The sequence below is a fragment of the Methylosinus sp. Ce-a6 genome (assembly GCF_009811655.1).
In the GTDB taxonomy this organism is placed as follows: Bacteria; Pseudomonadota; Alphaproteobacteria; order Rhizobiales; family Beijerinckiaceae; genus Methylosinus.
The window spans coordinates 1-19,792 of record NZ_BGJX01000047.1; the positions used below are offsets into that span (position 1 = coordinate 1).

The 19,792-nt window shown below is 66.9% G+C and carries 19 protein-coding genes; 9 read left to right on the top strand and 10 right to left on the bottom strand.

The features are described 5' to 3' along the window. The first annotated feature begins 183 nt into the window (after positions 1 to 183). Positions 184 to 699 carry a Uma2 family endonuclease gene (locus Mspo_RS17865; RefSeq protein ID WP_159732239.1) on the top strand — a complete coding sequence of 172 codons (516 nt, stop codon included), beginning with the start codon at positions 184 to 186 and terminating at the stop codon, positions 697 to 699. A gap of 107 nt (positions 700 to 806) precedes the next feature. Next, entirely contained in the window at positions 807 to 1,142 is a 336-nt protein-coding gene (locus Mspo_RS17870) for a hypothetical protein (RefSeq protein WP_159732242.1), read from the top strand. A gap of 176 nt (positions 1,143 to 1,318) precedes the next feature. Here Mspo_RS17870 and Mspo_RS19650 read toward each other — a convergent pair whose 3' ends face one another. After that, on the bottom strand, positions 1,319 to 1,465 hold the full coding sequence (locus Mspo_RS19650; RefSeq protein ID WP_201281744.1) for a hypothetical protein: 147 nt from the start codon (positions 1,463 to 1,465) through the stop codon (positions 1,319 to 1,321). A 135-nt stretch (positions 1,466 to 1,600) separates the two neighbouring features. Here Mspo_RS19650 and Mspo_RS17880 point away from each other — a divergent pair, with 135 nt between their 5' ends. Both Mspo_RS17880 and Mspo_RS17885 read left to right on the top strand, forming a co-directional pair. Continuing rightward, on the top strand, positions 1,601 to 2,194 hold the full coding sequence (locus Mspo_RS17880; protein WP_159732248.1) for a glutathione S-transferase family protein: 594 nt from the start codon (positions 1,601 to 1,603) through the stop codon (positions 2,192 to 2,194). Between the two features lie 103 nt (positions 2,195 to 2,297). Then, positions 2,298 to 2,621, top strand: coding sequence for a hypothetical protein (locus Mspo_RS17885; RefSeq protein ID WP_159732251.1), 324 nt, complete (start codon positions 2,298 to 2,300; stop codon positions 2,619 to 2,621). A gap of 46 nt (positions 2,622 to 2,667) precedes the next feature. Here the strand turns inward: Mspo_RS17885 and Mspo_RS17890 are convergent, their stop codons facing one another. The 5 genes from Mspo_RS17890 to Mspo_RS17910 form a co-directional block, all read right to left on the bottom strand. After that, positions 2,668 to 4,173, bottom strand: a complete 1,506-nt coding sequence (locus Mspo_RS17890) for a replicative DNA helicase (protein WP_159732254.1) — start codon at positions 4,171 to 4,173, stop codon at positions 2,668 to 2,670. Positions 4,174 to 4,764: 591 nt separating this feature from the next. Next, positions 4,765 to 5,331: a 50S ribosomal protein L9 gene (gene rplI / locus Mspo_RS17895; RefSeq protein WP_159732257.1), complete on the bottom strand. Its 567-nt coding sequence runs from the start codon at positions 5,329 to 5,331 to the stop codon at positions 4,765 to 4,767. A 42-nt stretch (positions 5,332 to 5,373) separates the two neighbouring features. Further along, positions 5,374 to 6,381, bottom strand: coding sequence for a DUF2232 domain-containing protein (locus Mspo_RS17900; protein ID WP_159732260.1), 1,008 nt, complete (start codon positions 6,379 to 6,381; stop codon positions 5,374 to 5,376). A gap of 164 nt (positions 6,382 to 6,545) precedes the next feature. Then, positions 6,546 to 9,104, bottom strand: a complete 2,559-nt coding sequence (locus Mspo_RS17905; RefSeq protein WP_159732263.1) for an ABC transporter permease — start codon at positions 9,102 to 9,104, stop codon at positions 6,546 to 6,548. Next, positions 9,101 to 9,787, bottom strand: a complete 687-nt coding sequence (locus Mspo_RS17910) for an ABC transporter ATP-binding protein (protein ID WP_159732265.1) — start codon at positions 9,785 to 9,787, stop codon at positions 9,101 to 9,103. Before Mspo_RS17910 ends, Mspo_RS17905 begins: the two co-directional genes overlap by 4 nt. A gap of 18 nt (positions 9,788 to 9,805) precedes the next feature. Between Mspo_RS17910 and Mspo_RS17915 the strand changes: the two genes are divergently transcribed. Next, positions 9,806 to 10,579 (top strand): arylesterase, encoded by a 774-nt coding sequence (locus Mspo_RS17915; RefSeq protein WP_159732268.1) that lies wholly within the window; start codon positions 9,806 to 9,808, stop codon positions 10,577 to 10,579. 281 nt (positions 10,580 to 10,860) lie between these two features. Beyond that, entirely contained in the window at positions 10,861 to 11,445 is a 585-nt protein-coding gene (gene thpR, locus Mspo_RS17920; protein WP_159732271.1) for an RNA 2',3'-cyclic phosphodiesterase, read from the top strand. Between the two features lie 3 nt (positions 11,446 to 11,448). Here thpR and Mspo_RS17925 read toward each other — a convergent pair whose 3' ends face one another. From Mspo_RS17925 to ftsE, 4 genes are all read right to left on the bottom strand, one after another. Next, entirely contained in the window at positions 11,449 to 12,225 is a 777-nt protein-coding gene (locus Mspo_RS17925) for a 1-acyl-sn-glycerol-3-phosphate acyltransferase (RefSeq protein ID WP_159732274.1), read from the bottom strand. After that, on the bottom strand, positions 12,174 to 12,950 hold the full coding sequence (locus Mspo_RS17930) for a YdcF family protein (protein WP_244613533.1): 777 nt from the start codon (positions 12,948 to 12,950) through the stop codon (positions 12,174 to 12,176). The genes Mspo_RS17925 and Mspo_RS17930 overlap by 52 nt, the downstream gene beginning before the upstream one ends. 239 nt (positions 12,951 to 13,189) lie before the next feature. After that, positions 13,190 to 14,191: an ABC transporter permease gene (locus Mspo_RS17935; protein WP_244613534.1), complete on the bottom strand. Its 1,002-nt coding sequence runs from the start codon at positions 14,189 to 14,191 to the stop codon at positions 13,190 to 13,192. Beyond that, on the bottom strand, positions 14,178 to 14,840 hold the full coding sequence (ftsE, locus tag Mspo_RS17940) for a cell division ATP-binding protein FtsE (RefSeq protein WP_159732277.1): 663 nt from the start codon (positions 14,838 to 14,840) through the stop codon (positions 14,178 to 14,180). The genes Mspo_RS17935 and ftsE overlap by 14 nt, the downstream gene beginning before the upstream one ends. Positions 14,841 to 14,979: 139 nt before the next feature. Here ftsE and Mspo_RS17945 point away from each other — a divergent pair, with 139 nt between their 5' ends. The 3 genes from Mspo_RS17945 (at position 14,980) to Mspo_RS17955 (ending at position 19,530) form a co-directional block, all read left to right on the top strand. After that, positions 14,980 to 15,558, top strand: coding sequence for a hypothetical protein (locus Mspo_RS17945; protein ID WP_244613535.1), 579 nt, complete (start codon positions 14,980 to 14,982; stop codon positions 15,556 to 15,558). A gap of 101 nt (positions 15,559 to 15,659) precedes the next feature. Beyond that, positions 15,660 to 16,964: a dihydroorotase gene (locus Mspo_RS17950; RefSeq protein ID WP_159732280.1), complete on the top strand. Its 1,305-nt coding sequence runs from the start codon at positions 15,660 to 15,662 to the stop codon at positions 16,962 to 16,964. 232 nt (positions 16,965 to 17,196) lie between these two features. Next, a complete protein-coding gene (locus tag Mspo_RS17955; RefSeq protein WP_159732283.1) occupies positions 17,197 to 19,530 on the top strand; it encodes a TonB-dependent receptor in 2,334 nt (777 codons plus the stop codon). The last annotated feature ends 262 nt before the right edge of the window (positions 19,531 to 19,792 follow it).

A 19,792-nucleotide genomic window follows, 5' to 3' on the forward strand; every position in this document is an offset into this window, starting at 1 on the left:
CAGAAAGTACCCCGAAACTCTCGGGAAAGCCGGGCATGCGCCCGCGACCTATCGACTCATTCCCCGGACAGCCGTGCGCGCAGCGGGGGAGGGCTGGGGAGGGGGCTCGAGCGTCTTCACTTTCATTGACGCAAGCCACTAGGATCGCCCCATGAGCGCTCCGCCGAAGACGCCGAGGAAGTCGTGGTCTGGGCCGAAGGTCGCCCTGGCCGTCACGAGCTCGTCGATGGCGAGGTCTTCGCTCAGGCCTCCGAGCGCGTCGCTCATGCAAAGGCGAAGCTCTTGGTCGCGCTCGCTTTGCAAGACGCCGTCCGCCGGGCCGGCGCGCCCTGCCATGTGTTGCCGGACGGGGTGGCGGTGCGCGTCGATTCCGCGACTGTCTTCGAGCCCGACGCGCAGCGCTATCGCGGGCCGGAGCTGCCGCCGGATGCGCTTTTCGTGGAAGCGCCGCTCATCGTCGTCGAGGTGCTGTCGCCTTCCACCGGACGCAACGACGTTCTGGGCAAGCTCGCAGGATATTTTCGCGTCGCGAGCATCGCGCTTTACCTCATCGTCGATCCGGACTCTGCGCTGGTGATCCATCACCGTCGCGGGCAGGGGAGCGATATTCTGACGCGCGTCATTCGCGAAGGCGACGTCACGCTCGATCCGCCCGGTCTCGTCTTCCCGCATTCCGCCATCTACGGCGACGCATCGTAGGGCTCGCTCTGTGTTCGCGCGCACGGCGCCGAAAGAAGCCTGCGTCTAATCTCCACAGCATCCGATCGCAATAATTTCACGCGACGGTTTCGAACAGGAGATTGAAAATGTCGAAAGCGCTTTTCATCGATACGAAGACCGAGCACACCCTCGCGCCCGGCGCGACCATGCATGGCTGGTGGAACAACGCCTCGCCCTTCAATGCGGTCTGGGACGCGCAGGCGGTGCCCTTCGCGACCGGCAGCACGGCGACCGGCTTCAATCAGAACACCTCGCTCGAGGTGACGCGCGTGTGGCGTCATTACACGGTGACGGAGGTGAAGCCGTTCCCGCAGTCGCAGACGGTCGACACCAAGGACGAGACCGAGATCCATTACGAGGTCAAAAATATCGGCAATACGGTCGCGAAGTTCCACGTGGTGCTGAGCGCGATCTACGAGTGATACGGTTTCCCTGTGAATGCTTCGCATTCCGCATGGTCGTCATTGCGAGGAGCGGAGCGACGAAGCAATCCTTCAGCCGCCCAACGGCACAGGATGGCTTCGCTTCGCTCGCAATGACGGACGGGGCGGTCATCGCTTCTTCAAGCGAAGCGATCACACGGAAATGATATGAGCCTCTACAAGGAGGCCGAAATGCTCGCGCGCGCTCGATCGCGAGCGACGAAGAGGGCGGCGCAATCGACAATGTCGATCTCGACATTGCGGAGGCGTCGCTCGAGCGTATCGCGCAGCCCGTCGAGATCGTCGGCGCTATTCGCGAACACGCCCTTGCGATTGTCGACATTCGATAGCGCGCGCGGGCGCGGCGATGGCCGGCGGCGATCTATTCGGGACTGGCGGTCATCTTCGCAACGTCCTATTGCTCGCATCCGTGAAGCGTTTTCGACGTGAGGGAGCCAATGCCCATTCTACGCTATTCCGCGGCTTCGCCCTATGCCCGCAAGTGCCGCATCGCGGCCGAGCTCCTCGGCTTCGGCGCGAGCCTCGCGCTCGTCGGCGCCGATACGACCGACCCCGCCGATTCTTTGCGCGCGCAAAACCCGCTCGGCAAAGTGCCGACGCTCATTCTCGATTCTGGCGAGACGATCTATGACAGCCGCGTGATCTGCGAATATTTCGATCTTCTCGCCGGCGGCGGCAAGCTCATTCCCGCAGAGCCGGCCGTGCGCGTCGCGGCGCTGACGCTGCAGTCGCTCGGCGACGGGATCAATGACGCAGCGCTGCTCATCCGCTACGAGGCGACGCGGCCGGAGCCTCTGCGCTCCTCTGACTGGATCGCGCTGCAAGCGGGCAAGCTGGATCGCGCTCTCGCCGCGCTCGACGCCGCTCCGCCGGCCGGCCCGGTGACGATCGGCCATGTCGCGGTCGCCGCCGCGCTCGGCTATCTCGATCTGCGCTTCGAAGGCGCGTGGCGCGCGAAACATCCCGCGCTCGTCGCCTGGCTCGACGCTTTCGCTGACGAAGTTCCGGCCTTCGAGGCGACGCGGCTTTGAGCGGACGGAGAATTGACTATTCGAGAGCCCGCCCCACCTTCCCGCCGTCCGTCTTGTCATCACCGATCTCGCAGCGGCGAGCGCGAACTAAAGGGATGTAAAGATGCTGAAAGCCGCGATGGTGATCGCTCTCGTCACCCTTCACGTGCAACCATGCGCAGCGAATGTGTCGATTACCGACATCGCTGACGCGGGAATTTACTGCAAGAGTTTCGATGAGAAGATATCGCGCTTTCACAAAATCGTATCGGCTGAATGCAAAGGAAAATCATCATGCGTCGTTCGCGCCACGATGGCGACGAGCGCCAAGAATCTCAAGAAGCATGAGTGTACGGGATTTTTTGTAGCTCCGGTTTGCGATAGTCGAGAACCCGTCAATTTTGAGACACATAAAATTCTTGATCCATTGACGGTCGTTTGTAAATAACGACAACTCTACGACGATTACGACTTCTCGAACAGCCGGCGCGGTGTCACATGCGCGCCGGCAGCTTGTCCTCCTCGGCGAGATTGGAGAAGCGCGTCACCTCCGCCTCGAAGGCGAGCATCACCGTGCCGGTCGGGCCGTGGCGCTGCTTGCCGAGGATCGCCTCGGCGCGCCCATGCACGCGCTCCATCTCGTTCTGCCAGGCGATATGCTCTTCCGTGCCTTCGCGCGGCTCGCGATTGCGCAGATAATATTCCTCGCGATAGACGAACATCACGACGTCGGCGTCCTGCTCGATCGAGCCGGATTCGCGCAAATCCGAGAGCTGCGGCCGCTTGTCGTCGCGGCTCTCGACCTGACGCGAGAGCTGCGAGAGCGCGATGATCGGCACGGCGAGCTCTTTGGCCAGCGCCTTGAGGCCGGTGGTGATCTCGGTCAATTCCTGCACGCGATTGTCGTTGCGCGACTTGGAGCCGGAGAGCAGCTGCAGATAGTCGACGACGAGCAGATCGAGCCCGCGCTGGCGTTTCAACCGCCGCGCCCGCGCGGTGAGCTGGGCGATGGAGATGCCGCCGCTCTGGTCGATGAAGAAGGGAATGCTCTGCATCTCCCGCGCGGCTTCCGCGATGCGGCGGAAATCGTCCTCGTTGATGTCGCCGCGGCGGATTTTGTAGGAGGGCACGCCGGATTGCTCGGCGATGACGCGCGTCGCCAATTGCTCGGCCGACATTTCGAGCGAGAAGAAGCCGACGATCCCGCCATTCACCGTCTTCGTCGAGCCGTCCGGCTGGTGCTCCGCCACATAGGCCTTGGCGATATTGAAGGCGATATTGGTGGCGAGCGCCGTCTTGCCCATGCCGGGGCGGCCGGCGACGATGACGAGGTCGGATTTCTGCAAGCCGCCCATTTTCTCGTCGAGATCGGCGAGGCCGGTCGCAATGCCGGAGAGATGCCCGTCGCGCTGATAGGCGCTGCTCGCCATATCCATGGCGGTCGCCAGCGCCTCGGCGAAGCGCTGGAAGCCGCCGTCATAGCGGCCGGTCTCGGCGACGGCGTAGAGCTTGCGCTCCGCCTCCTCGATCTGCTGGCGCGGCGCCTGATCGACAGGCGCGTCGAAGGCGGCGTTGACGATATCCTCGCCGATGACGATCAGCTCCCGCCGCACGGCGAGATCATGGATCGTGCGGCCATAATCCTCGGCGTTGATGATCGTCGTCGCCTCGCGGGCGAGGCGCGCGAGATAGGCCGGCATGGTGACGCCGCCGGGCAGCTCCACATCGCCGAGATGCGTCTTCAGCGTCACGACCGTGGCGATGCGTCCCGCGCGAATGATCTGCGACGTGACCTCATAGACGCGCCTGTGCAGCTCCTCGGAGAAATGCTCCGGCCGCAGAAAATCCGAGACGCGATCGAATGCGTCATTGTTGACGAGAATAGCGCCGAGCAGCGCCTGTTCGGCTTCGATATTGTGCGGCGGCGTGCGATAGGCGGGCGCGTCGAGCGGCGCGACCGAAAAAGGACGCGGACCCGGCAACGGTTCGATTGCTGGCATTTCTCTCTCGTGGGCGGGATGTCTTCGATGCGCTTGAACGCGTTGCGAGAAGCACTCGAGAACAGCCGCGACATTGCCCCAATGGGAGCGCGGCGCCAATGGCGAAGATCGCGTGCGGGCGGCGGCGCGGGGAAGCGCCGCCCTTGTGAGTCATTTCCACATGGCGCGGCGCCATCGCTGCGAATGTTCTGAAAATCCATTGAGTGTGGCAATTTCGCCACGGCGATTCGGCGGCGCATGAAAAAGGCCGGAGACGCTAGTGGCCTGCGTCACTCGAACCGAAGACCCGAAAGCCCCCTCCCTCACCCTCCCCCGCTGCGCGGGAGAGGGGGGCGGCAATGTCTCGCGAACCTTTGATGAAGCGCCGAATCTGCTCCCTCTCCCGCGCGGCGGGGGAGGGTTGGGGAGGAGCTCGAACATCGTCATTTTCATCGACGAAGGCCACTTGAGCGTTTCCAGCCGAGGTAAACGCCGGTTCGGCGTCGGAAAGCGTCAAAACAAAAGCCCAGAGTCTTTCCGTGTTTCAATGAAACACGGAAAGACTCTGGGTCTCCGGCCTTTATTAAAGGAAGCGGATTGCTTCGCGAGCGATCAGAGCTCGACGTCGCCGGCCTCGGCCAGCGCGGCGCCGACCTCGAGGCCGAGATCGTCGAGCGTCGTCTCCTCGCGGGCGACGGCGGTCTCGCCGCGGGCCTGGCGCTCGGCCTCTTCGGCGGAGCGGGCGACATTGACGACGATCTTCACCTCGATCTCGGGGTGCAGATGCACCGGCACATTATGCAGGCCGAGCGCCTTGATCGGATGCTGAAGGTCGATCTGGCTGCGGTTGAGCGAGAAGCCGCCCGCCGTCGCCGCATCGGCGATGTCGCGCGTCGCCACCGAGCCGTAGAGATGGCCGCTCTCGCCGGCCTGGCGGATGATGACGAAGCTCTGCCCCTCGAGCTTCTCGGCGACGGCCTCGGCCTCCTTGCGGGCGGTGAGGTTGCGCGCCTCGATCTGGGCGCGCTGCGTCTCGAAATGCTTCTTGTTGTTTTCCGTTGCGCGCAGCGCCTTGCCGCGCGGCAGCAGGAAGTTGCGCGCGTAACCGTCGCGCACGCGAACCGTGTCGCCCATCTGGCCGAGCTTGGCCACGCGCTCCAGCAGAATGACATCGACCATGGGTTTTCTCCTCGTGTCTCTTTGAAGTTTGCCGCGGCGCTCTCAGCCGCGCCGCGCCTGCGCCGCTCGCTTGCGGCTGCGGAACGAAAAAGCCGCGTCGGCGACGCCGACGACGGTGAACAAGACGATCGGCCAGGCGAACAGGCCGATGACGATATAGACGATGGTGAGCGCCACGCCGCCGGCGCGCGAGCCGCGCAGCAGGGCGTGGGCGACGGCGAGCCCCTGCATCGCCAGAGCGAGGCCGAGGATCTCGGCGAAAACGAGCGCGAGCGCGCCGGCGAGGTCGCCCATGAAGGCGACGGCGCAGGCGAGGAGGAAGAGCGCGGCGACCGCGCGCGGCAGCACGAACTCCTCCGCAATGTCCGGCCAGGGGCGGGGCAGCGCGTCCGAGGCGCGGGCGAGCAGGCCGGCGCCCCACAGATTGAGCGCATGGCTGAGCAGCGCCAGCGCGCCGAGCGTCGCGGGAAGGGCGTAGACGACCAGTCCGGAGAGCTGATTCGGATCGAGCTTGTCGCCGAGCTCCTGCGTGCGGATGAGATCCTCGATCGCCAGAAAGGCGCGAGCCCGCAGCGGATTGAGCGCCTCGTCGAGGCCGCCGAAGCGAATCGCGGCCGCGGAGACCGCGATGGAGATGGCGGCGGCCAGCGCGGCGCCGGCGGCCAGTATCGCCCAGGCCGGAGCACGAGACGCCACGAGATCGCGGCCGCGCCAGGGCGCCCCGGCTGCGGCATAGGCGGCCGCGAGCGCCGGAACGGCGATGAGAAAGGCGTAGATGAAGCCGAAGACGGGGTTGGGCCAGATCGACAAAAGGCCGGTCGCGATGAGGGCCGAGGTCGCGCCGTGCCGCAGTCCGAAGCCGAGCGCGACGATCATGATCGGCAGCGGCGCGAGAAAAGCGAACAAAGTCCCCGCCGAGGTTCCCTTGGTGACGACGGCGAACACGGCCGCGCCGGCGAGGCCTCCGCCGATCGAGGCGAAGATCTGCGGCAACGAAAAATCGTTGTCGGGAACGGGCAGTTTCTTGCGTTCGGGCAGAAGTTGGGGCATGGGCTCTACGCTTGTTCGAGGGCGAGCGCGATCATCTCGCGTCCAGCCCCCTGAACGCCGGCGAAGCCCGCCTTTTAAGGCGAGCGATCTCTCCCGGCAAGGGTCGGGGCGCGAAAAAGCCGCTTCTACATGGCGAAAGCGTCGCCAAAACGGCTTTTTCGGCGCTATTGCCGGCGCAGAGCGGGGCCCGGCTTCTCGCCGAGAATGCGCCAGCTTCCTACGAGGCCGAGAAAGACAGCGAAGATCAGCGTCCCGAGAGTTGTCAGCGCGACCGGCCAGGGCAGGAAGACGAACTCCATTTTCATCAGCGTCTCCAGAATGAAGGCTGCGGCGCCCGCGCCCGCGACGACCGAGAAGACGCCGGCGACGAGCCCGAGCAGCGCGAATTCCAGCGCGAAGGCGCAGGTCAGCCAGAAGCGCGTCGCGCCCAGCGTCTTCAGCACGACGGCGTCGCGCTGGCGCCCGCGCTGGCTCGCCGCCACGGCGCTGCCGAGCGCCAGCGCCGCCGTGACGATGGCGAGGCCGGCGGCCGCGCGCGCGGCGAAGGTGAGCTGATCGGCGATCTTCTCCACCGCTTCGAGCGCGTCCTTGACCCTCAGCGCGGCGATCTGCGGAAAGCGCGCCGCAGCGTCCCGAATGAGCCTTTTGTCACGGAGCGGATCGTCGCGATCGGCGAAAGCGACGGTGAAAATCTCCGAAAAAGGCGCGTCGGCGAAGGCGTCGGGCGAGAACACCATCATGAAATTGATGCCATAGCTGCGCCAATCGACACGCCGCAGATTGGCGACGCGGGCCGCGACCTCGCGGCCGAGCACATTGACGACGATCTCGTCGCCCACCGCGAGGCCGAGCCCTTCGGCGACGCGCGCCTCGAGCGAGACGAGGGGCGGGCCATTCCGCTCGGCCTCCCACCATCGCCCGGCGACGATCTCCGAGCCCTTCGGCGGCGCGGCGGAGAAGGTCACGCCGCGATCGCCCTCCAGCGCCCAGGCGATATCGTCCGGCGGCTTCAGCGTTTCGGCGCGGACGCCGTTCACGGCGACGATGCGGCCGCGCATCATCGGCACATGCTCGATGCGCGCGTCGGCGGCGAATGACGAGAGGAAGGAGGTGAATTCGCTGGCCTGCTCCTTGGCGACATCGACGAAATAGAAGCTCGGCGTGCGGCTCTTATGGGCCTGGAACAGCTCGGCGTGGATCGAGCCTTCGATCAGCGCCAGCGCGACCAGCAGCGTCTGCGTGACCCCGATCGAGACGATCAGCGTGGCGGCGAGGCTCTTGGGTCGGCGGATATTGCCGATCGCATGGCGCAGCCGCGCGTCGGGCACATGCGAGACGCGCCGCGCCGCGCGAACGACCAGCGCCGCGACGCCGCGCAGCAGTGCGAAGGCCGCCGCCGTGGCGACGATATAGGTCGCGGCGAGCGTCTTGTCGGCGGCAGTGGCCATGACCAGCGCGATGAGCGCCGCCGCCGCGGCGAGCGAGGCCAGCAGAAAGGCTCGGGGAGGGGCCTTCTCTTGCGCCTCGTCGCGCAGCAGCCGGGCGACCGGCGTCCCATAGGCGCGGCCGAGCGGCGGCAGCGCGAAGATCAGCGCCACCAGCAGCCCATAGGCCGCGCCGACGCCGAGCGAGCGCGCGTCGACCGACGGCGAGAAGGGCAAGGGAATGGAGGCGGAAAGGGCGAAATCGGCGAGAAAAGGGAATGTCGCGCCGAGGGCGAGGCCGCCGAGGACGGCGAGGCCGGCGACGAGCAGCACCTCGACCAGCGCCATGGCGAAGACGCGCGAGGCCGGCGCGCCGAGCGCCTTCAATATAGCGAAAGCGTCGCGCTTTCGGGCGACGAAGCCGGAAACGGCGTTGGCGACGCCCGCGCCCCCGGCGACCAGCGCCGTCAGCGCGACGAGCGTCAAAAGCTGGGTGAATCGCTCCTGATTGCGCGAGAATTGCGGGGACACGGCGTCGCGCTTGCGCAGATCCCAGCCGGCTTCCGGAAAGGCCGCGGTCAGCGCCGCGGCGAAACGCTCGACCTCGACGTCGCTCGCGACCGCGCCGCTCGCGCCGAGCGAGACGCGGGTCAGCCAGCGCACGACCGCGCCCGGCTGCACGAGGCCGGTCGCTTTCAGAGCGTCCTGGCTCATCACCACGCGCGCGCCGAAGCCGAAGCCGCCGGCGAGCTTGTCGGGCTCGCTCGAAAGCTCGGCGGCGAGCGTGAAGGCGCCGGCGCCGATTTTCACCCGATCGCCGATTTTCAGGTCGAGCCGGGCGATCAGCGTCGCATCGGCGACGAGGCCGAAGGCGCCGTCTCGCTCGCGCAGCGCTTCGGCGAGCGGCAGCAAGGGCGCGAGCTCGACGGCGCCCGCATTGGGATAGGCGGCGTCGACCGCCTTGATCTCGACGAGCGTCGCCTCGCCGCTCGTCGAGCGGGCCATGGCGCGCATCAGCGCGATCTCGCAGACACGGCCAGAGCGCTCGACGAATTCGCGCTCCTGCGGCAAGAGCCGTCGCATCGTGGTGGCGAGGGAGACGTCGCCGCCCAAAATCGTGCGGCCCTCGCGGGCGAGGCCCTCGCCGAGCGAGCGCGACACGGCGCCGACGCCGGAAATCGCGGCGACGCCGATGAGAATGCAGGCGATGAACACGCTGAAGCCGCGCAGATCGCCGGAAAGATCGCGCAGCGCGAAACGCAGCGCCAGCGGCAGGCGCGAGGCGAGGCCGCGCCTCATGACGCGCGCGCCTCGCCCTCTATGCGGCCGGAGCGCAGCCGCACGGCGCGATCGCAGCGGGCGGCGAGCGCGGGATCATGCGTCACCAGCACGAGCGTCGCCGAACGCCGCGCCCTTTGCGCGAATATGAGATCGACGATCGCGGCGCCGGTCTCCGAATCGAGATTGCCGGTCGGCTCGTCGGCGACGAGGATGACCGGATCGGGGGCGAGCGCGCGGGCGAGCGCCACGCGCTGCTGCTCGCCGCCGGACATCTGCGAAGGGTAATGCGAAAGGCGATGCGCGAGGCCGACGGCCTCGAGCTCACGGCCGGCGCGCTCGAAAGCGTCGGCGCGGCCGGCGAGCTCCAGCGGAATAGCGACATTCTCCAGCGCCGTCATCGTGGCGATGAGCTGGAAAGACTGGAAGACGACCCCTATCTTCCCTCCGCGGAACCGCGCCAGGGCGTTTTCGTCGAGGCGCGTGAGATCGCTCCCGTCGACGAGCACCTTGCCGGAATCGGGCCGCTCGAGGCCGGCCAGCGTCATCAGCAGCGTGGATTTGCCGGAGCCCGACGGCCCGACGAGGCCGACCGCCTCGCCGCGCGATACGGAAAAGCTTATTTGCTTGAGCACATGGACGCGCGCCGCGCCCGCGCCGAGGGTGAGATCGACATCCTCGAGTTCGATGACCGGCCGCTGCACGTTCGGAGAGGTCCTGATATGGTTTGCCGCTGCGCCGCCCGCCGGCCCGCATTTCGCGATCCGGCCCGAACGCCCGCCCCGACATATGCGAAGGCGCCCGTTGTTTCCAGTCTCCGGCCGCGCTTTCGGCCGCTCGGCTCGATCGCGCTGCTGTGCGCCGCCGCTCTGCTGCTGCTGGCCATGGCCTCGGCGCGACCGGCTTCGGCCGAGCCTCTGAAGATCATCGCCTTCGGCGACAGCCTGAGCGCGGGCTTCCAGCTTCCGGCGGACGCCGCCTTTCCGGCGCAGCTCGAGGCGAGGCTGAAAAACGACGGCTATGACGCAAGCGTCGTCAACGCCAGCGTCTCCGGCGACACGACCCGCGGCGGGGTCTCGCGGCTCTCCTATGCGCTGCGCGACGGCGGCGATCTCATGATCCTCGAGCTCGGCGCGAATGACATGCTGCTGGGCTTCGATCCGGCGACGACGCGCGAAAATCTCGAAAAGATCGTCTTTGCCGCGAAGGAGCGCGGCCTCGACGTGCTGCTCGCCGGAATGCTGGCCAGCGCCAATTTCGGCGAGGAGCAAAAAAAGGCTTTCGACGCCATTTTCCCCGAGCTCGCGGCGCGGCGCGGCCTGCCGCTCTATCCCTTCTTTCTCGCCGGCGTCGTCGGCGAGAAGGGCATGACGCTCCCCGACGGGCTGCATCCCAGCCGCGCGGGCGTGGCGCGAATCGTCGAAGGCGTCGCGCCGCTCGTCGAGAAGAGCCTCGATTCGCAACGATCCCGACGCAGCGGAGCGGCGCAGCGTTGAGCGGGAAGCGTCGGAGGGCGCGAAATTGCGCGTAACTCTCGGCCAATAAGAAAAAACCGTCGCCGCAGCGGGATTTTCGTTACAGCCGTCGCATTCTGGCTATAGTGCCGCTCACCATCCTCTGCGCGCCCCCCCGCGCCGAGACGCGAAGGAGGCGCCGACGACGGCCCCTCGCTCCGCCGCGCCGCGGCCGGGCAGGGGCGAGCGAGCAGACAGCGACTTCGGCTTTTTCCCCGTTCCCGCGCGATCCCGCCTTGCGAGGCCAGGATGGAGGACTTCCGATGCCCAGACTGTTCACCGCCCTCGAAATCCCCCCTCTCGTCGCCGGCGATCTCGCCGCTCTTCGCGGCGGCCTGCCGGGCGCTCGCTGGATCGACGCCGAGAATTATCACATCACGCTGCGCTTCATCGGGGATGTGGACGATGCGCTCGGCCATGACGTCGCCCTCACGCTGGCCGCGATCCGCCGTCCGTCGCTCTCTGTCACGCTCGAGGAGCTGTCGAGCTTCGGAGGCGACAAGCCGCGCGCCATTGTGGTGAAGGCGCGCGCCGACTCGAGCCTCGCCGAGCTGCAGGCGGAGCAGGAGCGCCTGCTGCGGCGCATCGGCGTCGCCCCCGAACCGCGCAAATTCGTGCCGCATGTGACGCTCGCCCGCCTGCGCGGGGCGTCCTGCTCGGCGGTCGCGACCTATCTCGGCTCGCGCGGCTATTTTCCGCCCATGCGCTTCGAGGCGGCGCGTTTCGTGCTGTTCTCCTCGCGCGATTCGGTCGGCGGCGGCCCCTATATCGTCGAGGCCGAATATCCGCTGCGCGACCGCGCGGCGCTCGCGGCCGGCCAGAGGGAGCTCGCCGCCTACGGCCGATAGATTTCAGGCCGCGGCCTTCGCCGCCTCGCGCCCGCGCTCGACCACCGCGGCGAGCGAGGGATCGCGCGCGACCGCCTCCCCGATGAGATGATCGGAGGCGGCCTCGATCGTGTCCTGCATGCGCTGGAAGAATTCTCTCGGCTCGAGCCCCGGCGGAATCGGCGGCAGATATTCGATGACCACCGTTCCCGGACGCACGATCAAGGCGCGGCGCGCCCAGAACAGGCCGGAATTCAGCGCCACCGGCAGGCAAGGCGCGCCGGTCTCGCGATAGAGAAAGGCGATGCCGAACTTATAGAGCGGCGGCGCGCCGGCCGGCCGCCGCGTGCCCTCCGGAAAAATGAACAATTGCCGGCCCTGCGCGAACAGGGCCTTCGTCTTCTCGATCAGCTGCGGCAGCAGCTTGCCGCCCTTGGCGCGGTCTATGCCGATCTGCTCCGCCCCCATGAGATACCAGCCGAAGAAGGGGATCAGCACCAGCTCGCGCTTGAGAATGTAAGAGAAATCCGGCGAATGCAGCGGCAGGACGAAGGTCTCCCACGTCGACTGATGCTTGCAGGCGACGATGACGGGGCCTTTCGGAATATTCTCGAGGCCGCGAAACTCGACCTTCAGCCCGACGATCTTGTCCAGAAGGAACAGCGAGGTCCGGCCCCAGACGCGGCCGAGCGTCATGGACGCCTGCCTCTTCATCAGGAGGGCGGGGAGCCAGATGATCTGGAGCGTCATCAGATTGGCGTAAAAAGCGATGTGGAACAGCAGCGAGCGCAGGAAGAGCATTGCGTTGGTCGCCTGACGATCTCGAGGGGGTTCGGGCGGGATGAAACGCTTCTAGCGCATTTCTCGCCGCAGGGGAGCCGCGCGCGCGGAATTTTCGGCGCGTCGCGAGGCCCGGGCTCCGCCCTGGCCGCCGCTCCCAACGCGGCGGCGGACGTTACGGGCTCCAGCAGCCGGGTGCGCAGCAGAACGAAGAGATATTTGACATATTCGGCCGCGATGAGGCGCGCGACCGCGGCGTCGTCGAGCCAATCCTCGACGCGCAGATGATCGCTGACGACGGAGAAGGGATAGAGCTCGGCCTCCGGCAGAGCCGCCGCGAGCTCGGCCAGCGCGCGGGGCATGTGATAATTCGAGGTAACGACGATGAGCGAGCCTCGGGCGATTCCCCGCGCCCGCGCCCAGTCGCGTGTCTCCAGAGCGTTGCCGACCGTGTCCCGGGCGCGATAGCCGAGATCGACGCAGCAGTCGAAGAGCTCGCGCGAGACGGGCAGCAGCTTGGCGATCTCACGGCCGCGCGTCGCCCGATTGACCCCTGTGATGAGGAGGCGGCGCGCCTGGCCGCGCGCGAGCAGCCCCCCGGCCTCCTGCACGCGGTCGGAGCCGCCGGTCAGCACCACGACGCCGTCCGCCTGCACCGTCAGCCTCGATTCGGTCCGCTCCAGCGAGAGGGCGAAGCCGATGAAGCCGGCGACGAAGGCCGAAGCGAGGAAGCAGCAGAGAAGCACGGCTGCGCCGCGCCAGCGTCCTGTCGCGGCGGACCGTTCTGCTCCTGCGTCTCGCGCATAGGCTCGCAAATCCGTCCTCTTCGCCGGCCCGATTTCCTGTTCAAGATGGAAGCGGCGCTCGAGGCCGTCCAGCGCCCGACCGGAATTTTGCAGGGGATGAAACTCATGTCTTTCCGTGTTTCATCGAAACGCGGAAAGATTCGAGACCAGCTTCCGATCTCGAGGGATCGGAAGCTGGTCTATTCCGCCCGGTCCAGCCGCCGCAATTGCCGGAAGACGATCTCCTGCGACATGAAGCCGGTGAGCAGCCCCGCCGCCGCCGCAATGGCGCCGACAACGGTGAAACCGAGCGGCCCCAGCGAAAATCTGCCGAACATGGCCTCGAGCTGATCGCCGTCCGGCGTCGCCGTCCAGCGGCTGGCCAGATAGCCGGAGAGAAGAAAAAAGCCCATGGCCGAGGCGCCGCCGATGAGGCCGCCCTTCAGCCCCAGCGCGAGGAAGCGGCGCTGGAACTGCTGGGCGATATATTTGTCGGCCGCGCCGACGAGATGCAGCACTTCGATGATCTCGCGATTGCCGACCATGGCCGCCCGCGTGGCGAAGGCGACGGCGAGCCCCATGGCGACGACGATCAGCACGAAGACGAGCGCCGCCACCGCCACGACTGTGCGCGCCATCTGGCCGAGCCGCTCCACCCAGAGCCGATGATCGTCCAGAGCCGCGCTCGGCACGGCCTGGGCGAGCTCCCGCCGCAGCGCGTCGAGATCGGCGCGACGGCCGTCGTCCAGCTTGACGACGATCATCCGCGGGGCGGGCAATTCGGCGAGATCGAGCCCCTGGCCGAGCCAGGGCGCGAGCAGCGCCTCGGACTCGGCCTTCGAGTAGACGCGCACGTCGCGCACGCCTTCGGCGGCGACGAGGACGGCTGTCGCCCGGCTCACATCGGCTTCTATATCGCGGCCGGGAAGCAGGCGAATCTGCACGCTGGCTTCCCGCGCCACCTCGCGCCGCCAGTCGACGCTGGCGTCGGCGACCATCAGCGCCGCGCCGGCGGAGAGCGCCGCGAGAAATGTCATGATGGCGATGACGATGACGAGCGAGCGTCCGGCGATGGAGGAGGTGGGCACGAGCGGCGTCTCGCGGCCGAGCGTCTCCTCGAGCGCCGCCTCGCGCGCCGCTCGGCTGGGGACCGTCGCGGGGCGCCGCGCGGCCGCGGGCGAATTGGCCTCATTCGAAGACATGCAGCCGCCCATCCGCGAGCACCAGCCGGCGCGCGCTCTCATATTGATCCATCAGCGCCAGATCATGGGTGGCGATGACGACCGAGGTCCCGCTCTTGTGCAGCTCCACGAAGAGCCGTAACAGCCGCCGCGCCAGCGTCGGGTCGAGATTGCCGGTCGGCTCGTCGGCAAGCAGCAGCTCGGGCCGCACGATCAGCGCGCGGGCGATCGCGGCGCGCTGCTTCTCGCCGCCCGAGAGCACGCTCGGCCGGCTGGCGATGCGCTCCTCCAGCCCGACCCAGCGCAACAGCTCCAGCACCTCGGCGCGATAGATCGTCTCCTCGCGGCCGATGACGCGCAGGGGCAAAGCGACATTCTCGTAGAGAGTGAGATGTTCCAACAGGCGGAAGTCCTGGAAGACGACGCCGATGCGCCGCCGGATATCGGTCACGGCGTCCTTGTCCAGCGTCTCCGTATCTTTGCCGAAAAGGGTGATTCGGCCGCGCGTCGGCTTCAGCGACATCAAGACGAGCTTCAGAAGCGTCGTCTTGCCGGCGCCGGAGGGTCCGGTGAGGAATTGGAACGAGCGCGGCGCGACGGAAAAGGCGAGATCGCTCAATATCTCGCCGCCGCTTCCATAGCGCAGGCCGACGTTCTCGAAGCTCAGCAAGGGCGTGTGTCCATCGGCGCCGTCAGAATCGCCGTCCGAGAGATTAGCAGTTCATCGCCCATTAACCATATCGGCGGTTAATCGACGGTATATCCGGCAGCCGATTTCGAAAGCGGCGCCGGCGGCTCGGAGGCCGCTCATGCGCAACGACGCCATCAAGCGCGATCGAGGGGGCCGCTCGGTCCCCGCTTCGCATTCCGACGCATTGGACGAGGCGCGTCTGTGGCGGGAGCCCCCGCGCGAGCCCGAGCTCATGGACAATCGGCGCGAGCGGCTGCTGCCCGTGATCGCGGCGATCATCGCCGTCGTCTTCGGCGCGATGGCGCTCATCGGCTTGCGCGAGAAGATCGTGCGGGTCGTCCCCTTCGCGACGGCGCTGTATTCGGCCATAGGGTTGAAGGTCAATGCGGCCGGCCTCGATCTGCGCGGCGTCAGCTCGAGGATCGTCACCGAAGGCGCGCACAGAGTGCTGACGGTGGAGGGCGAGATCGTCAATCTGCGGCGCGCCTCCAATCGCGTGCCGCCCATGGCGCTCGCCGTGCGGGGCGCCGATGGCCGCGAACGCTACGCCTGGACGGCGGCCGCCCCCAAGATGCGGCTCGCCGCCGGGGAGAGCGTGCGGTTCCGCGCCCGCCTCGCCTCGCCGCCCTCGGAGGGGACCGAGGTGCAGGTGCGATTTGCGAGCCTCGACGGCGAGGCGGAGAAATCGACGCGATAGGCGCCCGGCGAAATTGCCGGTCCGGCGAAATTCGCTGTCCGGCGAAATTCCCTTGGCCGGCGAAATTCCCTTGGCCGGCGAAATCGCCTAATGAGGCGCCCATGCCGCCCCATGCGCCTCTCCTCTTCGTCAACGCCCGCCTCGTCGATCCCGCCTCTGGCGTGGAGACGCGCGGGGGGCTCCTCGCTCTCGATGGAAAGATCGCCGATGTCGGCCCCGCTCTGACGGCCGAGGCGGCGCCGCAGGGGGCGCATATCGTCGATTGCGCGGGCGATGTTCTCGCGCCCGGCCTCATCGACATGCAGGCCTTCGTCGGCGAGCCCGGGGCGGAGCATCGCGAGACCATCGCCACCGCCACGGCGGCTGCCGCCGCCGGGGGCGTGACCACCATCGTCGCTGCGCCCGGCACCTCGCCGCCGGTCGACGATCCGGCGGTCGTGGACTTCGTGCTGCGCCGCGCGCGCGACACCGGTCGGGTGCGCGTGCTGCCGATGGCGGCGCTCACCAAGGGCCGCGAGGGACGGGAAATCTCCGAGCTCGGCCTGCTGCGCCAGGCCGGGGCGATCGCCTTCTCCGACGGCGAGCGCTCGCTGCGCAACGCCCAGACCATGCGCCGCGCCATGACCTACGCCCGCGATTTCGACGCGTTGATCGTCCATTTCCCGGAGGATCGCGACCTCGTCGGCGAGGGCGTGATGAACGAGGGCGAGTTGGCGATGCGTCTCGGCCTCGCCGGCGTCCCCCGAGAGGCGGAGACGGTCGTGATCGACCGCGATCTGCGCCTCGTCGCGCTGACGGGCGCGCGCTATCACGCCTCGATCATCTCCGCCGGCCTGTCGCTCGCCGCGTTCGAGGAGGCCAAGTCCCGCGGCCTGCCGGCGACCTGCGGGACCACGATCAATCATCTGACGCTCAATGAGAACGACATCGGCGACTACCGCACCTTCCTGAAGCTGCGGCCGCCGCTCCGCCACGAGGACGAGCGCCGCCTTCTGGTCGAGGCGGTGGCGAGCGGGCTCGTCGACGTCATCGTCTCCGACCACGATCCGCAGGATGTCGAGGCGAAACGCCTGCCTTTCGCCGAGGCCGAGCCGGGCGCGATCGGCGTCGAGACCATGCTGGCGGCGGGACTGCGGCTCGTCCATTCGGGCGACGTTCCACTCGCCACGCTGCTGCGGGCGATGTCGACGCGGCCGGCCGAAATTCTGGGGCTGGAGCAGGGGCGCCTCGTCAAAGGCGCGCCGGCCGATCTCATCCGCTTCGATCCCGACGAGCCCTTCGTCGTCGATCCGGCCGAATTGCATTCCCGCTGCAAGAACACGCCCTTCGACACGGCGCGCCTGCAGGGGCGGGTGAAATCGACCTATGTCGCGGGAACATCCGTCTTCGAAAGGCGGGATGGCTGAAGCGCGGCCGGACGGAAAATGGGGCGGTTTGCGGTCGGGACTTGGACCGGATCGGGAAAAATCGGCAAGCCGAATGTGAATCTTTGAAATAGATACGTAGATCGACCGCCCGTAACTTCCGCCAATCGAAGGCGGAGCGTTGGACCTGATTTTTTGCGTTCGATTTTCTGCGGCGCGCCGTCTTCGACGCGAAAATCGCCGGCGCGGCCGGGCTGTAAGTGGAAGAGAAAAGATGCTTGGCTCCCGAATTTCCCTCGTCGCGCTCATGGTCGCCGCGGCGCCTGCGCTGCAGGCGCGCGCTCAGGAGGCGCTGCCCGACATCGACATCATCGCGGCGGCCCCCGAAGCGGGCGCGGGAATCGAGAAGTCGAAGATTTCCACCAATCCGATCACCATCTCGCGCAAGGATCTCGACCGCGATCACGCGCTCGTCGTGACCGAGACGCTGGCGCGGCGCAACGCCTCGATCAACCTCAACGAGGTGGCCGGCAATCCCTTCCAGCCCGATGTGACCTATCGCGGCTTCTCGGCCTCGCCGGTGTCCGGCACGCCGCAGGGCCTCGCCATCTATCAGGACGGCGTGCGCATCAACGAAGCCTTCGGCGACGTCGTCAATTGGGATCTGATTCCGACCGTCGCCATCGCCAATGGCGATATCGTCAGCGGCAATCCGCTGTTCGGCCTCAACGCCCTCGGCGGCGCGCTGACGCTCGAGATGAAGAACGGCTTCACCTGGCAGGGCTTCGAGGCGGACGGCCGCGGCGGCTCTTATGGGCGGCGCGTCGGCGCGCTGCAATATGGCAGACAGATCGACAATTGGGCCGCCTATCTCGCCTTCGAGGGCATAGGCGACGGCGGCTGGCGGCGGCGCTCGGGCTCCTCTGTGCTGCGCGGCTTCGCCGATCTCGGCTACAAGGGCGACAAGACCGAATTCCATTTGAATTTCACCGGCGCCGGCACGCGCCTCGGCGCGGCGGCGGCGACGCCGGTCGATCTGCTGACCAATGGCGGCCACGGCTCCATCTTCACGACGCCGCAGACGACCAACAACGATCTCGCCTTCGTCAATTTCAAGGGCGCCTATGAGGCGACGAACCATCTGAAGCTCAACGGCAACGCCTATTTCCGCCAGTTCCGGCACGCGCATGTCGACGGCAATCTCGCCGATGTCGAGAGCTGCGGTTCCGAGGCCTTCATCTGCCAGCAGGAGGAAGCGTTTCTCCTCGGCGAGCCGACCGCCGAGCAGCGCCGCCTGCGCGACCGCTCCGGCAATTTCATTCCCGCCTCGGTCCTCGCCGGCGGCGTGCCGGCGAGCGTCGACAAGACGAAAACCGACGCCCGCTCCTATGGCTTCGCCCTGCAGGGGAGTTATGACGAGCCGGTCTTCGGCTTCAAGAACAAGCTCGTCGTCGGCGGCTCGCATGATCGTCAATTCGTCGATTTCCGCGGCTATTCGGAGCTCGGCGTGCTGCAACCTGATCTTTTTGTGGCGTCGACGGGCGTCGCCTATCAGAACGCCGTCGCCGAGGGCGGCTTCCAGCCGGTGAGCGTCGGCGGCCGCAATTTCTACTGGGGCGTCTATGCGCTCGACACGCTGGATGTGACCGACAAGCTCACCGTCACCGCGGGCCTGCGCTTCAACAGCGCCGATATCGCGCTCTTCGATCGCCGCGGCGTCTCGCTGAACAGCAATGCTATCTATCAGCGCGTCAATCCGGTCGCGGGTCTCGCTTACTCCTTCCTTCCCGAATTCACCGTCTACGGCAATTACTCGGAAGCCAATCGCGCGCCGACCGCGCTCGAGAACGGCTGCTCGGATCGCCTGCATCCTTGCATGATCGACAGTTTCCTCGTCTCCGATCCGCCATTGAAGCAGGTGGTGGCGCGGAGCTGGGAGGTCGGCTTCCGCGGCTATCACCCGATCGGGCCCGACAATGGCCGCCTCGACTATCATGCGGGCCTGTTCCGCACCGACAGCACGGACGATATTCTCTCGCTGCCCTCCGATGTGATCCAGGGCCGCGGCTATTACGCCAATGTCGGCCAGACTCGTCGGCAGGGCGTCGAAGCCGGCGTCACATGGCGCAACGACGTCCTCGCGCTCTATGCGGATTACGCGCTCATCGACGCCACATTCCGCAATTCGCTGATGCTGAATTCCGGCGACAACCCTTACGCGGACGCCAATGGCCAGATTCAGGTGCGTCCCGGCAATGCGCTGCCCGGCATTCCGCGCCATCGCGTGAAGCTCGGCTTCGATTACAATATCACGCGCGAATGGAAGTTCGGCCTCGACTACATCTTCACGAGCGGCGTGCATCTGGCCGGCGACGAGGCCAATCTCGACAAGACTCTGCCGTCCTGGGGCGTCGTCAATCTGAAGACCTCCTACAAGGTCATGGACAATGTCGAAGTCTATGCGCTCGTGCATAATCTGTTCGATCGGCGCTTCTACACCTTCGGCACATATTTCGAATCCGCGGCGCTGTCGGGCTTCCGCGACCCGCGCACCGTGGGGCCCGGCGCGCCGCTCGCCGCTTATGGCGGCGTCAAGGTCAGGTTCTGACCTCAAATCCCTGATCTGACGGGATATTATTCTTTATCTGATGGGGAGGCGGCGGTCGGCGGCGCCTCCCCTATGTTCATTGGGCGGCCCGGCGGCATCGCGAACGCACTTGAAGAAAGGCGGCAACCGCCTTAAAGGCACGCGCGCGCGGGACGCGAGGCGCGCCGCAACCGGGAACCAGAAAGCATGGCCAAGGAAAAATTCTCACGCACGAAGCCGCATTGCAACATCGGCACGATCGGTCACGTGGACCATGGCAAGA

Bases quoted from the DNA above. Each gene is read 5' to 3' on its own strand.
- Mspo_RS17870 (WP_159732242.1), top strand. From the start codon at position 807: ATGTCGAAAGCGCTTTTCATCGATACGAAGACCGAGCACACCCTCGCG.
- Mspo_RS17880 (WP_159732248.1), top strand. From the start codon at position 1,601: ATGCCCATTCTACGCTATTCCGCGGCTTCGCCCTATGCCCGCAAGTGC.
- Mspo_RS17885 (WP_159732251.1), top strand. From the start codon at position 2,298: ATGCTGAAAGCCGCGATGGTGATCGCTCTCGTCACCCTTCACGTGCAA.
- Mspo_RS17890 (WP_159732254.1), bottom strand. From the start codon at position 4,173: ATGCCAGCAATCGAACCGTTGCCGGGTCCGCGTCCTTTTTCGGTCGCG.
- rplI (WP_159732257.1), bottom strand. From the start codon at position 5,331: ATGGTCGATGTCATTCTGCTGGAGCGCGTGGCCAAGCTCGGCCAGATG.
- Mspo_RS17900 (WP_159732260.1), bottom strand. From the start codon at position 6,381: ATGCCCCAACTTCTGCCCGAACGCAAGAAACTGCCCGTTCCCGACAAC.
- Mspo_RS17905 (WP_159732263.1), bottom strand. From the start codon at position 9,104: ATGAGGCGCGGCCTCGCCTCGCGCCTGCCGCTGGCGCTGCGTTTCGCG.
- Mspo_RS17915 (WP_159732268.1), top strand. From the start codon at position 9,806: ATGGTTTGCCGCTGCGCCGCCCGCCGGCCCGCATTTCGCGATCCGGCC.
- thpR (WP_159732271.1), top strand. From the start codon at position 10,861: ATGCCCAGACTGTTCACCGCCCTCGAAATCCCCCCTCTCGTCGCCGGC.
- Mspo_RS17925 (WP_159732274.1), bottom strand. From the start codon at position 12,225: ATGCTCTTCCTGCGCTCGCTGCTGTTCCACATCGCTTTTTACGCCAAT.
- Mspo_RS17935 (WP_244613534.1), bottom strand. From the start codon at position 14,191: ATGTCTTCGAATGAGGCCAATTCGCCCGCGGCCGCGCGGCGCCCCGCG.
- Mspo_RS17945 (WP_244613535.1), top strand. From the start codon at position 14,980: ATGCGCAACGACGCCATCAAGCGCGATCGAGGGGGCCGCTCGGTCCCC.
- Mspo_RS17950 (WP_159732280.1), top strand. From the start codon at position 15,660: ATGCCGCCCCATGCGCCTCTCCTCTTCGTCAACGCCCGCCTCGTCGAT.
- Mspo_RS17955 (WP_159732283.1), top strand. From the start codon at position 17,197: ATGCTTGGCTCCCGAATTTCCCTCGTCGCGCTCATGGTCGCCGCGGCG.